Origin of the sequence: Vibrio litoralis DSM 17657, assembly GCF_000426765.1 — a bacterium.
GTDB classification, from domain to species: Bacteria; Pseudomonadota; Gammaproteobacteria; order Enterobacterales; family Vibrionaceae; genus Vibrio; species Vibrio litoralis.
Map to the genome: position 1 here is coordinate 130,088 of NZ_AUFZ01000018.1, position 15,040 is coordinate 145,127.

Annotated in this window: 10 protein-coding genes; 3 read left to right on the plus strand and 7 right to left on the minus strand. The window is 44.4% G+C overall.

All coding sequences use genetic code 11. The features are described 5' to 3' along the window. Positions 1-53 precede the first annotated feature (53 nt). The 7 genes from K358_RS0107795 to hrpB all read right to left on the minus strand — a co-directional run bounded on the left by K358_RS0107795 (position 54) and on the right by hrpB (position 12,611). Positions 54-1,271 carry an ammonium transporter gene (locus tag K358_RS0107795; protein WP_027696299.1) on the minus strand — a complete coding sequence of 406 codons (1,218 nt, stop codon included), beginning with the start codon at positions 1,269-1,271 and terminating at the stop codon, positions 54-56. A 27-nt stretch (positions 1,272-1,298) separates the two neighbouring features. Continuing rightward, positions 1,299-1,637 (minus strand): P-II family nitrogen regulator, encoded by a 339-nt coding sequence (gene glnK, locus K358_RS0107800; RefSeq protein WP_027696300.1) that lies wholly within the window; start codon positions 1,635-1,637, stop codon positions 1,299-1,301. A 181-nt stretch (positions 1,638-1,818) separates the two neighbouring features. Beyond that, entirely contained in the window at positions 1,819-2,193 is a 375-nt protein-coding gene (locus K358_RS0107805) for a YacL family protein (RefSeq protein ID WP_027696301.1), read from the minus strand. A 177-nt stretch (positions 2,194-2,370) separates the two neighbouring features. After that, positions 2,371-4,968: a bifunctional aconitate hydratase 2/2-methylisocitrate dehydratase gene (acnB, locus tag K358_RS0107810; RefSeq protein ID WP_027696302.1), complete on the minus strand. Its 2,598-nt coding sequence runs from the start codon at positions 4,966-4,968 to the stop codon at positions 2,371-2,373. A gap of 290 nt (positions 4,969-5,258) precedes the next feature. Continuing rightward, the gene (locus K358_RS0107815) at positions 5,259-7,544 is read right to left on the minus strand and encodes a patatin-like phospholipase family protein (RefSeq protein ID WP_244875240.1); all 2,286 of its coding nucleotides are present in this window, start codon (positions 7,542-7,544) and stop codon (positions 5,259-5,261) included. A 79-nt stretch (positions 7,545-7,623) separates the two neighbouring features. Next, complete coding sequence (gene mrcB, locus K358_RS0107820; protein WP_027696304.1) at positions 7,624-9,996, minus strand: penicillin-binding protein 1B; 2,373 nt, start codon at positions 9,994-9,996, stop codon at positions 7,624-7,626. 83 nt (positions 9,997-10,079) lie between these two features. Further along, entirely contained in the window at positions 10,080-12,611 is a 2,532-nt protein-coding gene (gene hrpB, locus K358_RS0107825) for an ATP-dependent helicase HrpB (protein WP_027696305.1), read from the minus strand. Positions 12,612-12,697: 86 nt separating this feature from the next. Here hrpB and sfsA point away from each other — a divergent pair, with 86 nt between their 5' ends. The 3 genes from sfsA to gluQRS all read left to right on the plus strand — a co-directional run bounded on the left by sfsA (position 12,698) and on the right by gluQRS (position 14,987). Beyond that, positions 12,698-13,441 (plus strand): DNA/RNA nuclease SfsA, encoded by a 744-nt coding sequence (gene sfsA, locus K358_RS0107830; RefSeq protein WP_027696306.1) that lies wholly within the window; start codon positions 12,698-12,700, stop codon positions 13,439-13,441. A gap of 136 nt (positions 13,442-13,577) precedes the next feature. Then, positions 13,578-14,027 (plus strand): RNA polymerase-binding protein DksA, encoded by a 450-nt coding sequence (gene dksA / locus K358_RS0107835; RefSeq protein WP_027696307.1) that lies wholly within the window; start codon positions 13,578-13,580, stop codon positions 14,025-14,027. Positions 14,028-14,108: 81 nt separating this feature from the next. Further along, positions 14,109-14,987: a tRNA glutamyl-Q(34) synthetase GluQRS gene (gluQRS, locus tag K358_RS0107840; protein ID WP_027696308.1), complete on the plus strand. Its 879-nt coding sequence runs from the start codon at positions 14,109-14,111 to the stop codon at positions 14,985-14,987. Positions 14,988-15,040: the final 53 nt, after the last annotated feature.

Consider the following 15,040-nt stretch of genomic DNA (forward strand, 5'->3'; position numbering starts at 1 on the left):
TGAGCAGGGCTTTGTAACAAAGTATAACGATGTAGTTAAAACAGAACGATAGGTTATTTACTTGACGTAAACTCTGGATAAGCTGCAACACCACAATCGTGCATATCAACACCATCCATTTCTTCTTCTTCCGTTACTCGGATACCCATGGTTGCTTTTAGGATTCCCCAAACCACTAAGCTAGCACCAAATACCCATGCAAAGATAACTACCGCACCGTAAATTTGCGCGCCAAAGGTTGCATCAGAGTTACTAAATGGAACCATTAGTAGACCGAAGACACCACACACACCGTGCACTGAGATGGCACCCACTGGATCATCAATCTTCACTTTATCTAGGAATAAGATACTAAAGATAACTAACACACCGGCAAGTGCACCAATCACAAGTGACATTACTGGTGATGGTGATGCAGGGTCTGCCGTAATGGCAACTAGACCAGCCAATGCACCATTAAGGATCATAGTAAGATCAGCTTTGCCCCAAATCAGTTTCACCGTAATTAGAGCTGCCACTGCACCAGCCGCCGCAGCCGCATTGGTATTTAAGTAAACTTGACCAATTGCAGTTGCATCCGCCGCTGAAGATAACGCTAGCTGAGAGCCACCATTAAAACCAAACCAACCAAACCAAAGGATAAATGTACCTAAAGTGGCTAATGGCATGTTTGAACCTTGAATTGGGTGAACTTCACCATTCTTTCCGTATTTACCTTTACGTGCACCAAGTAGTAACACACCCGCTAATGCCGCTGCAGCACCCGCCATGTGAACAATACCTGAGCCTGCGAAATCACTGAAACCAGCAGCAGATAAGAAACCACCGCCCCAAGTCCAGTAACCTTCAATTGGGTAGATAAAGCCAGTTAATACCACACTAAAGATCAAGAAAGTAGACAGTTTCATACGTTCCGCTACCGCACCAGATACCACTGACATTGCTGTCGCGACAAATACTACTTGGAAGAAAAAGTCTGATTCTAAAGAGTGTGAAGCACCTTCACCTTGAGAACCAATCAGGCCGCCAAACGATGGGAAAACCCCACCTTCTGCATTACCAACGTACATGATGTTATAGCCGACCAATAAGAACATGGTGCAAGCAATACCGAACAGTACAAAGTTTTTAGTTAAAATTTCTGTGGTATTTTTTGAACGAACTAAGCCCGCTTCTAACATGGCAAAACCCGCAGCCATCCACATTACTAGTGCACCAGATATCAGTAAGAAAAACGTATCTAACGCGTATTTGATTTCTACAATTTCCATATCTTAATTCTCCGTCCCTTTTATTCTTTAAAGTGCTTCGTCGTCCATTTCGCCAGTACGAATACGAACCGCTTGCTGCAGGTCAAAGACGAAAATTTTACCATCGCCGATTTTACCGGTTTGCGCGGCTTTCATAATCGCTTCAATCACACGATCCACATTGTCACTTTGGGTGGCGATTTCTACTTTCACTTTCGGTAAGAAATCTACTTGATATTCCGCGCCACGATACAACTCTGTATGGCCCTTTTGACGTCCAAAGCCTTTCACTTCAGAAACAGTCATACCTTCAATGCCTACATCAGCTAACGCTTCACGGACATCGTCTAATTTAAACGGTTTGATTATTGCACTAATTAATTTCATTACATTCCCTCGTCATGATGCATTCCTTTAACATTTACAATGCTTTCAAGTTGCGTGCCAACTTTTTAAGCTGTTGATTTAAAAGAAATGAGTAACAAAAGGGAATTGTAGGGGAAATTGCGCGCACCATAACAGTGCGCATGATTCACAACAAAATAGCAAGGAGGGAGGAAAAGAAAGGTTAGGCGACAAATGCACGCCAAGAATGCAAAACTTGCTCAAAATCTTCAATACCGCACCATGATTCACTTTCTTCATCATAAGCAGAAAGATCATCCTCTCGCTCTTCTTCATAAGTGGAAGCTTCATGACTTAACAAATGGTTAGAAGAAATGTGCACTTCATTCTGCTCAAGAAACAAACTCCAATCTTGTCCTAATAAGCGCCATTCTTGGTTAATATTTCTCTGCGCACCAATTTGTTGCAAAATGCGATCAAGCTTAGCGGTATCAGTACCAATTTCTTCAATTAACCAATGGCCAATGGCTTCATGTCCTGAAGAGAACACCACACGATAACTACCATCTAAGGTATTTTTCTTAAATTCAAAGTCCATAACGGAGCACTTTTTCTTTTTAGGGAGGATATTGAGAGTTTACTTGGTAATGATTGGAAATGCGACTTGGCGAGTAGCGACACTAGCAAAGGGGGTCAAGAGCTCTTTCTCTCTAAACGAAAAAAACCGCTGACTCATTATCAGCGGTTTTATCAGACTCACAATAACTCAAGAACGTTATGCTGGCTCTTGGAAAATAACCGTATCGGCTTTATCTGTATAATGCTTCATCTTATGGAAGTTTAGATAGCGGTATGTATCGGCTGCTGTCGCATTAATTTGCTCTGCATAGCTTAAGTACTCTTCTTTGGTCGGGATACGACCAAGGATGGCACCGACTGCAGATAATTCAGCAGACGCTAAGAATACATTCGCACCATTACCTAAGCGGTTCGGGAAGTTACGTGTTGAAGTCGACATTACTGTTGATTTCTCAGCAACTCGCGCTTGGTTACCCATACATAATGAACAGCCCGGAGTTTCAATACGAACCCCAGCACGACCAAAGATACCGTAGTAACCTTCTTCCGTTAACTGATCTTTATCCATCTTCGTTGGCGGAGCAATCCACAGACGAGTATCAAGCTCACCTTTATGTTTCTCTAGTAACTTACCAGCTGCGCGGAAGTGACCAATGTTGGTCATACAAGAACCGATGAATACTTCATCAATTTCAGTACCTTGAACATCAGAAAGTAGGCGAGCATCATCAGGATCGTTTGGCGCACAAAGAATTGGTTGATCAATCTCAGCCAGATCAATCTCAACCACATGAGCGTATTCCGCGTCTTTATCGGCGTTCATTAGCTCAGGTTTGGCTAACCACTCTTCCATTGCTTTGATACGACGCTCAATCGTACGAACATCACCATAACCTTCAGAGATCATCCACTTCAGCATCACGATGTTTGAGTTGAGATATTCAGTAATCGATTCTTCTGAAAGTTTCACTGTACAACCTGCAGCAGAACGTTCCGCTGACGCATCAGAAAGCTCAAATGCTTGCTCAACCGTTAGGTGCTCAAGGCCTTCAATTTCTAGTACGCGACCAGAGAATTCATTGATCTTACCGGCTTTCTCAACCGTTAGTAGACCTTGCTGGATACCGTAGTAAGGAATCGCATGAACTAGATCACGCAGTGTAATACCCGGTTTCATTTCGCCTTTAAAGCGCACTAAAACAGACTCAGGCATATCCAGTGGCATCACACCAGTAGCAGCCGCAAAGGCAACCAAGCCAGAACCTGCTGGGAATGAAATACCAAGTGGGAAACGAGTATGTGAGTCACCACCAGTACCAACGGTATCTGGTAGAAGCATACGGTTTAACCATGAGTGAATGATACCGTCACCCGGACGAAGTGATACACCGCCACGGTTCATAATGAAATCCGGTAGCGTATGGTGCGTATTCACATCAACTGGTTTTGGATAAGCAGAGGTATGACAGAAAGACTGCATAACGAGATCGGCAGAGAAGCCTAGACATGCTAGATCTTTAAGCTCATCACGCGTCATTGGGCCAGTAGTATCTTGCGAACCTACTGTGGTCATTTTCGGTTCACAGTAAGTGCCAGGACGAACGCCTGTAACGCCACATGCTTTACCCACCATTTTCTGAGCAAGGGTAAAGCCTTTGTCAGATTCAGCAACTGGTACAGGACGACGGAATACTTCAGAAGGCTCAAGCCCCAAAGAAGTACGAGCGCGATCGGTTAGACCACGACCGATGATCAATGGAATACGACCACCAGCACGAACTTCATCGTAAAGTACGTCAGTTTTTAGCTTAAAGGTAGAAATCACTTCATCAGTGCCGTGCTTGCATACTTTTCCTTCGTGAGGATAAATATCAATCACATCACCCATGTTCATTTTAGAAACATCAAGCTCGATAGGTAATGCTCCAGCATCTTCCATTGTATTAAAGAAGATAGGCGCAATTTTACCACCGAGACAGAAACCACCCGCGCGCTTATTTGGCACGTATGGGATATCGTGTCCCATAAACCAAAGTACTGAGTTAGTCGCTGATTTACGAGAAGAACCAGTACCAACAACATCACCCACATAAACCAATGGATGACCTTTTTCTTCTAGTTCTTGAATTTGTTTAATTGGACCAACATTACCCGCATCATCCGGGTTAATACCTTCACGTTCATTTTTTAGCATTGCTAAAGCATGAAGTGGAATATCAGGACGAGACCATGCATCCGGTGCCGGAGATAGATCATCAGTGTTGGTTTCACCAGTTACTTTAAAGACAGTTAAGGTTACTTTATCTTCAAGTTTAGGTTTGTTTAGGAACCATTCAGCATCAGCCCATGATTGCATCACTTCTTTCGCAGATTCATTACCTGCTTTGGATTTTTCTTCCACATCGTGGAAAGCATCAAACATCAGTAATGTTTGCTTAAGTGCGGTTACCGCAATCGGCGCCAGTAGTTCATCATCTAAAAAGCTCACTAATGGCTCGATGTTATAGCCACCTTGCATAGTACCTAGCAATTCAGCGGCTTTTTCACGAGAAATTAATGGAGATTCAGCTTCGCCTTTCGCGACAGCGGTAAGAAAACCAGCTTTAACATAAGCGGCTTCATCAACGCCAGGTGGGATACGGTTAACAAATAGATCAAGAATAAACTCTTCTTCATCTTGAGGTGGGGTTTTCAGTAGTTCTACCAAAGCAGCGACCTGCTCTGCGTCTAAAGGTTTTGGGACAATTCCTTCAGCGGCACGCTCTTCGACGTGTTTACGGTAGGCTTCAAGCACGACTCATTCCTCTCATTGCGGTCGACCCTTATATTTGTGATAAAGGGTAAACATCCTTGGAAATTTGGCTTCCCGCCCATGTTTTATTATGAATTAGTATTATGGCTGATTCTTAATAATCGAATACGGTCGGAGCCAAAGTGTTAGTTGGAGAATAACAAATTTAACCAAAAATTAAAATCTTGCGAGTTTGACCAAGCTAGCAAACTGGAACTAAAGTTGCTGAAAAAACTTGGCCAAATCCTTCTTTCTATTCTAATGATACGCCTAAATCGGACAACCAAGGTCAATTAAAAGGTTGATCCGACAATTAAGTACACGGATTGATAACCTTCTTCGGTATGCCCATAAGACAGAATAATCGGCCCGATGGGAGAATCAACACCGGTAAACACTGAGCCAGCGAGATACATAGAGTCGGTATCCCATTTTTCATCCGCATTATTCCACACCCCACCATATTCAACAGAGCCGCCAAGATAAACCGGCGATTTAAACAGGCCGAAGTCATTATCAAACCATTTATAGCGATAAACTAAGCTAGTGTAGGCTTTGTTTCGTCCAAGCAAGCTATCACGAGGAATACCAGATAAGTTTAAGAAACCGCCGAGCTCTTTAGGATCGACCGGAAGATCGGTGTTATCGCTATCTACCACACCATAATCAAAGCGGCCAACCAACGAATGTTTGTGGTAGCTTTTAGCGATCATTAAGGTAGTACTAATTTCGGTTACTTGATCATCTTGTGCGTCATCATACTCATCGAATGAATATAAATACTCAGCATCGGCATAATAACCTTGAGTTGGGAAGCTAAAATCATCAAGGGTATCTAAACGATAACGAGCATAAACGCCTTGACGTGTGTAGTTACTCTCCCCAAACAAAGGCAGTCCTGTTACGCTAGTATTACCATCGGTATAGCGGATCCCTAATCGCAACTCTTGCCATAAAGTCGGTTGGTACCCTATCGCCAAATCACCAACCAGTTTCACATAATCAACCGGTAACGCATTGTCGGTATCCGATAAATGACTTTCCGTATCGACTGCTTGAGTATTCGAGACATTTACAGGAATAAAAAAGTTCGACTTTTCATCACTGTAAGTCGCAGAGGTCACCAGGAAATAATTTTGGTTATAAGACAATGGAACATACAGCTCGAGACCAAATAACTTATCGGTGCCAATTTCAAGGTTACTACGCAGCTCTGCGCCAGTGTCACCTAAATCGGTGAAGTTACTGGTTAACCCTATTGAGTATTTACTCGAATTCTTAAAGTTATCTTCCATAAAGAAGCGAAAATCGAGGTAGTTGGGGCCCCACTCTTTTTCGTTTACTTGAATATTTAGGTCAGTGGTGCCATCACCATTATCCTGGTAGTCATAAGACACTCGCTCAAAGCGATCCAACGCATAGAGGTCTCGCACCTTTTGCTCAATCTCTTCGCTGGTATACTCTTCACCACTTTTAATATTTAATCGGTTAAGCAGCAATTTCTCATTGTAATGGCTTTTGTTTTCAATATTGATTTGCTTAACTTCAAGTTCAGCGCCACTCTTAAAAGCGCTGCGTTTTTGCTGTTTTTTAACTTGATAAGCTGCGTAATTTTTAGGGTTGATAGAGTAGCGACTTAAGGTGTTTTGTTGTGTAATTGCTGCTTCATAGCCTAGACCATAGGCTTCTGGCATTTGTGAGAAATCCGTCGTACTCATCTTGCCAACCGCGGGTTTGAGCAATACATCATTAGGGGTTAATAGTAGGGTTTGATCTTGAGTACTACGGCGAACTAAGTAGTTAGATAGCTGGTCACCAACACTCAAAAAGGTACTTAATTGCTCCTCGGTTTTATAGTCGGTACTAATATCAACGGCAATAATGATATCCGCCCCCATTGAGCGAGCAAGATCAACCGGCATATTATTGGTCACCCCGCCATCCACCAGCAGCATACCTTTATATGGATAAGGCGGAAGCGCTCCCGGTACCGACATACTCGCCATCATGGCATCAACAATTTCACCATCTTCAAGCACTACAGGCTCAAGATTGACTATATCGGTGGCAACCGCGCGATAATGAACAGGCAGATCATCAAAAGATTCAAACGTAGGTAAACTTCCGGTGCTCTGACGCAAAATTTGCAGCATATTCTGCCCTTGCACCACCCCTTTCGGCACTTTCACTTCCAGCCAACGTAACCCTAAATCGGTATGCAGTTGGTAGCGATCGTCATACTCTTTATCACGCACTCGACGTTCACTGCGACCCACCCGATCGTTATAACCAGTATTCCAATCGATACTTTGTAAGGTTTTTTGAATTTCCTCTGCACTCATCCCTAGTGCATATAAACCGCCAACATAAGATCCCATACTGGTGCCTGTGACAATATCGACCGGAATATGCATTTCTTCTAGCGCTTGCAGAACCCCAATATGGGCTGCGCCTTTTGCCCCACCACCCGCCAACACTACCGCAATGGTGGGTCGGGTTGAGCCATCTGGCATTACTTGCTGGGCATTAACCGACCAACACACTAATGGGAGCGTGACAACCCCAAATAACAAACGCATGACTTTCAACAACATATCCTTATTAATATTGAATAGCTCTTTCCACTATCTTACCCACAACGCATTGAAAATACCGTGATTAAAAATCAAATAACGATTTTAGCCAACGACTTGGGTTATTTTTACATTGATCTTTGAGGTCACCGTTCACATCCCACTGCGGTAATTCAATATCACCACCGCAATCCGCTTGATAGCCACCAGCCTGAGTTTGCTCAAAATGAGTGGTGACAATTTTACTAGGCCACGGCAAGGTTAAACGCTCTGGTGCGCGCTGAGCTAAATAATTGGCATACGTTTTTAGTGAACCACTGGCGCCGGTTAATTTGGTCGGTTTATTGTCATCACGTCCGGTCCAAATCGTGACCACTTCACGACCATCGACTCCGACAAACCAACTATCACGGCTATCATTACTGGTACCAGTTTTCGCCGCGAGAGTTGCCCAACCATACTGCCCTTGTAAAGAACGGCTTGTGCCTTCACTGACAACCTTTTTCATAATATAAGTCGTCAACCACGCCGCTTGTTGAGGTACCTGCTGCGATGCTCTCGGTATGCTTTCGTATAACACATTACCATCCACATCCATTACGGTTCTTAATGCGGTTAATGGCGCTCGTTTACCTGAATTGGTGATTGTCTGGAACATTTGTGACACTTGATATGGCGTCAATGTAAATGAACCTAAAAACATCGAAGGAACAGGACGAATTTCTTGCTTATCAATACCGAGCTTAGTCAACGTTTCCATCACCGCTGGAATGCCTAATTGCATACCAAGATTCACGGTTGGAACGTTAAGAGAGCGCGCCATTGCTTGATACAAAGGTACTTCACCACGGAATTTACGATCATAGTTTTTCGGCGACCAAGTCTTACCTTGCTTATTGGTTAAGGTGATCGGCTTATCAGCAATTGTAGTACCTAGGTTGTATTTTTCTGGTTGCTCTAACGCGGTTAAATACACTGAAGGTTTGACAAGTGAGCCTATCTGACGGCTAGCGCTTAAAGCACGGTTAAAGCCATCAAAGCCACTATTACGCCCACCGATCATGGCGCGAATTTCACCAGTTTGGCGATCAACGGCAACTACCGCAGTTTGTAAGCCTTTACCAGAACGTTGCTCCAATTGTGGCAGCGTCTTAGTCACCGCTTGTTCAAGGTAGGTTTGTGAAACCGGATCTAGCGTCGTGAACAAACGTAACCCAGTATCGGCTTTAAATTTATCGCCGACCTTATCTTTTAGCTCGCGTTGTAATTGCTCAAAATAAGCAGGTTGACGTTTGCCTAGGTGTGGATTGTTTTGTAAATCAAGATCGCGACTGACCGCCTGGTTGTACTGTGACGCGGTTAAGATATTTTGCGTCATCATCAACTCAAGCACTAAGTCTCGACGTTCTTGAGTACGTTCAGGGTGGCGAATTGGATTGTAATAAGATGGCCCTTTCACCATACCCACCAGCATTGCCAATTGATCGATACGTAACTCTTGCAATGGCTGACCAAAATAATAACGCGAGGCCAAGGCAAAACCGTGGATCGCTTCCCCGCCATTTTGACCTAGGTACACTTCATTTAAGTAAGCTTCTAAAATTTTATCTTTGCTAAAACGATAATCTAAAATCACCGCGATATAAGCTTCTTTAAACTTACGCCATAAAGTCTTCTCGCTACTTAAGAATAAGTTTTTCGCCAATTGCTGGGTTAGAGTACTCCCACCTTGCACCGCACGCCCTGCTTTTAAGTTAACCACAAAAGCGCGAGCAATCGCTAATGGGGCGACTCCACCATGCTGGTAAAAATCACGGTCTTCGGTTGAAAGTAACGCCGCTACCATAGCTTCAGGAAATTGCTCACGTTTTAAGAATAAGCGGGTTTCTTGCTTTTTTGCTTCTAGCATACCGAGCATCTTCGGCTCAATGCGTAAAAATCCTAAATCTGCTTTTGATTCTAATGATTGGATACGCTTCAAGCCGTTATTATCAAAATACATCATCACATGACGTGCAGGCTCCGGGCCATTTTCAAAGGTAAACGGACGACGGAATAACTCAATTTTGGTTGATGAGGCAGAGTATTCCCCTTCACGCATTGGATTGGCGACTTTACGGTAATTCAGTACATCAAGCTCCTGACGTACCTTAGTGATCGTCTGGCTGCTACCTGGCTCAAGTGTCATCACTCTGGCGTACACCACGGTGGGCAGTTCAAATAATTGCCCAGTAAAACGTTGCGTCACCACACCATTTAAATAAAACCCTGCAGCCACCATAAAGGCGATAAACACTAAGCCTAATTTCCAGCCGATGCTCCATAGCTTTTGCAGCCATGTTTTTTTCTTCGGCGGCGTTTTTCGCCCTCGAGCAGGCCCTGCTTTACGAGTCGATTTAGCGGTTGATTTTGCCGCAGGTTTACGGCGCGTTGTGGTGGTTTTCTTTGGTGTGTTCAATGTATTGCCTTTTTATTTGCGACGCATATACTCAAGGTATAGTACGTGCAACATCCATGATATGATGGCCGAGCCATCTCAATTTACGAAAAATGTCGTTTTGTTTTAGTCGTGGCGACATGATTAGCAGGGTCATCCGGCCAAACATGTTTGGGATAACGCCCTTTCATTTCTTTTTGTACTTCTTTGTATGCCCCTTGCCAAAATCCCGCTAAGTCTTGAGTGATCTGCAAAGGCCGCTGCGCCGGAGAAAGCAATTCTAGCACGAGCTTTTTGCGTCCTTGAGCAATTAATGGTGAATCCGACTCACCAAACACCTCTTGCATGCGAACCGAGAGTACTGGCTCCGCACCCGCTTGATAACGAATGGCTTTGTTAGTACCAGTAGGCAAACGGTAATGCGTGGGTAACCAGTTATCAATTTCTTGATTAAGCGGCCAACCTAGGTACGACAATAACGCTTGCGATAACGGTATTTGCTTTATTTTGGCAACGCTATCTATTCCTACCATGTAAGGCTCAAGCCATTGTTCGAGTTTTGCTAAAAGAATGTCATCACTCATCGCTGGCCAATCTTGCTCTGGCATCCATTCAATGCCATTTCTAATTCGATTCAATAAGTTAGAGCTGGATTTATCCCAAGGCAGTACCGATAAACCTTTGCGACGAATATAATCGAGAATTGCCGCTTGCTTAAGTAACGGGTCGATATCGCTAATGGCTTGCTTTTCTAAGACTAAAGCCCCTAATCGACGTTGCTTTTCGGCGCTGACACAGCCTCTTGCTTCTAGCCATTGAACATGATCGACACTTTCTATTTGCTCAGTAAAGATCCGCTCGATATCTTGCTTTGCGACTCTCACCGCGCGAAAGATCTGGCTGGTCATCGAATGAGAAGAACGCATTAAATCGATCGCCACGATTAAATCACTCTCAAGATGAGGCTTATTCGATAAAAAGTAATTCGCCAACCCATGTCGCTCATCCATAGTCGCGCCATGGCCATTGGCCAATAAAAATTGACCTTGCCCATTTGCTCGACTCTGAGCGATGCGATCAGGAAAAGCCAGCGCAACACAACCGCCAATTAACTGGCTATCCACCCGCTTAATATCAAATGGCACACCACAAGCTCTACCGACTTGCTGACTACGGCGCGCTAAAACAGCAGCTTTATTATGGCTACCTTGGCTCCAACGATGCCAATCTTGAGTGATATCTTGGCTGTTCTTTTCCGGCTCTTCCAACATAGCCAGTGTCGCTAGTGCGCTATGGTAATAGTCATTGCCCAAATCTTTAGCTCTGAGCAACATCGCCGCGAAGCGAGGCTCTACTCCTAGCTTTTGACTGTGTTGACCATAAGCGGTCAATTGTTCTTGAGCGGTCAATAACCCCAGCGACTTCAATAACCCTTTAGCTTGTTGCAGATTTGACTGTGGAGGAAGATCTAGCCAAGACAGCTCATCGGCAGCATTGGCTCCCCAAAACAGCAACTCCATTTGTAGGCTAGTTAAATCACTATGCAGAATTTCTGCTTGAGGCACAACCGGCTGCTGCTTAAGGTTTTCTTGGCTGTATAAACGAATACAAACACCCGCTTCGAGTCGTCCGGCTCGTCCAGCCCTTTGCTCGGCCGAAGATTGTGCGATCATGGTTTGTTCCAGCCGCGTGATACCGGTTTTCGGGTCAAATCTTGCCACTCGCTCGACCCCCGAATCCATCACCATGCGAATGCCTTCAATGGTTAAACTGGTCTCAGCAATATTGGTTGCCAACACTACTTTTCGTCGCCCTGATTCACTGGCCGCGATCGCCGATTGTTGCCCCTTGGCATCGAGTTGGCCGTACAAAGGACAAATATCAATGCCTTGCTCTGATAGACCTGACTCTGATAAATCGAGAGCCTCGAGGTTGGAGGCCAATTGACGAATTTCCCGTGCTCCGGGCAAAAACACCAACATCGAGCCAGTCTCTTTTGCTAGCCATAAAGGAATAAGTTGAGTAAGTCGCGGCACTAGGTATTGATTGGCCGCTAAAGGAGCATAGTGATATTCAATCGGAAAACCTCGTCCCTCAGATTCAATATAACCCGCTTGAGGCATTAGGGTTTTTAGCGCTTGCTGATCTAGGGTTGCCGACATCAATAAAACCTTTAGATCGTCACGTAATGCTTGCTGAGCTTCCAAACAAAAAGCCAGCGCAGTATCGGCATGAATACTACGTTCGTGAAACTCATCAAAAATCACCAAGCCAACCCCGTTAAGTTCAGGATCGTTTTGGATCATCCGAGTCATCACCCCTTCGGTGACGATTTCTAAACGCGTGTTGGCACTGACTTTCGATTCACCTTTAACTCGAAACCCCACCGTTTGACCGACGCTTTCACCTAGTTGCTTTGCTAAGTAATGAGCAATATTTCGAGCCGCTAAACGACGCGGCTCCATCATGATGATCTTGCCTTGTAGCCCAATATCATCCGCACCAGACTGCAGTAGTACTTTAGGAAGATAGGTCGATTTACCGGCTCCGGGGGCTGCTTTCAGAATCACTTGCGAATGGCTACGCAACGTCGACAGCAAGTCCGCGATAACTGAAACGATGGGAAGTTGTGACAAGGGTAAATCCTTATGTCATGATGAATTGACGCTGATTCTACCCAATAAGCTTAATGCCATCAAAATAAAGGCCATCGAAAACCATCATGATTTTTTCTCCTCCTTTGCAATCTGCCACTTTAATCAAACGTTATAAGCGCTTTCTTGCCGATGTCACCTTGCCAGATGGTGAAATCAAAACCATGCATTGTGCTAATACTGGAGCCATGACCGGTTGCGCCGAGCCAGGCAATCAAGTGTGGTACTCAACATCGGACAATCCCAAGCGCAAATACCCCAATAGTTGGGAACTATCGGTCACACCACAAGGCGACACTATTTGCATTAATACCGCCAAAGCCAATGCTTTAGTGGTCGAAGCGATTGAACAACAAAAAATCCCTGAACTGGTGGGTTATCAAAACCTTCGCACCGAAGTGAAATACGGTAGTGAAAACAGCCGCATTGATATTTTGCTGGAGCCTCACTTCAACACCGACCAGCAACCGCCACATGCCAACAAAGCTTGCTATATCGAAGTCAAAAGCGTGACGTTACTGCAAGATGAATTTGGCGTGGGGCGTGGCTTCTTTCCCGATGCAGTGACCACCCGTGGGCAAAAACACCTGCGTGAGTTAATCGAAATGGTGGAGTCAGGTCACAGAGCGGTACTTTTTTTCGCTGTTTTGCATTCAGGCATTGAAAAAGTGTCCTGCGCCCACCATATAGACTCAAATTATTCACAACTTTTAAAGCAAGCAAAAGAGGCTGGTGTCGAGGTGATTTGCTATAAAGCACAACTATCACCCGAGCGAATAGAATTGGCGTCACCCATTGAATTTATTGACTAGACTTTGTTAAAAGCACAATCTTGTTATTCAGATTCACATTCAACAATCTATTTGTTTGCCAAGCAAGATTCTTTCTGCTATATGTACCGCCCTTGTTAACCAGCGATTGGTTAAAAAGAGCAAGTAGGAGCGCTGTATGCCAGAAATTAACAAGAAAAAAACGCTAGGCATTCTAGCCATTGCGGGTGTTGAGCCATATCAAGAGAAAGCCGGTGAAGAATACATGTCACCTGAGCAGATGGCTCACTTTACAAAAATTTTAAAAGCATGGCGTGACCAACTTCATGAAGAAGTTAGCCGCACTATGAGCCACATGAAAGACGAAGCAGCCAACTTCCCAGATCCGGTTGACCGTGCATCACAAGAAGAAGAGTTCAGCTTAGAGTTACGTAACCGTGACCGCGAGCGTCGTCTTATCAAGAAAATTGAAAAAACACTGATCAAAATCGAAGACGATGACTTTGGTTTCTGTGAGTCTTGCGGCATTGAAATCGGCATTCGTCGTTTAGAAGCAAGACCAACAGCGGATCTTTGTATCGACTGTAAAACCCTAGCAGAGCTTAAAGAAAAGCAAATGCAAGGTTAATAACACCATCAAAGTCGCCTTTATACCACGGTATCTGATCTAGGGTTTAGGGGCGATTTTTTTGCACGTAAGATTTATTTAATGTCTACCTATATCGGTCGCTTTGCCCCATCCCCTTCTGGGCCGTTACACTTTGGCTCACTGGTTGCCGCACTTGGCAGCTATTTTCAAGCGAAATCTCAAGATGGCCAATGGCTAGTTCGAATGGAAGATCTCGATCCTCCAAGAGAAATGCCGGGCGCAGCAAGCTTAATTTTATCGACTCTAGAAAGTTATGGTTTGCACTGGGATCAATCCGTGGTTTATCAAAGCCAACGCCACCAGCGCTACCAAGAGCAAATAGAAACTTGGCTGCAATCAGGCCATGCCTATTACTGCCAATGCACTCGTAAACAAATTAAGCAATCCGGTGGTTTTTATCTAGGGACCTGTCGAGATCAAGCTATTCAAAGCCCAGAAAACTGCTCTATTCGTCTTAAAGTCGATGAAGCCATTCAACAATTTTACGATGACAAACACGGCACCATTCAAATCCCGCTGCAATTAGCGCAAGAAGATTTTATTATCAAACGCCGAGATGGATTATTTGCCTATAACCTAGCAGTGGTACTCGATGATATTGACCAAGGGGTCACACAAGTCGTCAGAGGCGCGGATTTAATCGAACCAACTGGTCGACAAATTAACCTGTATCGCACCTTACAACAGCCCGAAGTCAGCTATATTCATCTCCCTTTAGCGGTGGATGCGCAAGGGAATAAATTATCCAAGCAAAACCATGCGCCAGCAGTGGATATCAAAAATCCTAAGCACACCTTAATTCAAGTGATGCGCTTTCTTGGTTTTAGTACCCCGAATGACTTTGCGTCCGCTAGCATAGAGCAAATACTGCAATGGGGATGCCAAAATTGGACACTTGCTCAACTGCCCAATTCGCTAAAGGTCGATTCACCATTCTAAAATGAGGCTAGCTAGGATATCATTGGCGAAATTTTTAGCTTTGCTTTGAATAT

Coding starts and splice junctions, on each gene's coding strand:
- K358_RS0107795 (WP_027696299.1), bottom strand. CDS start 1,271: ATGGAAATTGTAGAAATCAAATACGCGTTAGATACGTTTTTCTTACTG.
- glnK (WP_027696300.1), bottom strand. CDS start 1,637: ATGAAATTAATTAGTGCAATAATCAAACCGTTTAAATTAGACGATGTC.
- K358_RS0107805 (WP_027696301.1), bottom strand. CDS start 2,193: ATGGACTTTGAATTTAAGAAAAATACCTTAGATGGTAGTTATCGTGTG.
- K358_RS0107815 (WP_244875240.1), bottom strand. CDS start 7,544: ATGCGTTTGTTATTTGGGGTTGTCACGCTCCCATTAGTGTGTTGGTCG.
- sfsA (WP_027696306.1), top strand. CDS start 12,698: ATGATTTTTTCTCCTCCTTTGCAATCTGCCACTTTAATCAAACGTTAT.
- dksA (WP_027696307.1), top strand. CDS start 13,578: ATGCCAGAAATTAACAAGAAAAAAACGCTAGGCATTCTAGCCATTGCG.
- gluQRS (WP_027696308.1), top strand. CDS start 14,109: ATGTCTACCTATATCGGTCGCTTTGCCCCATCCCCTTCTGGGCCGTTA.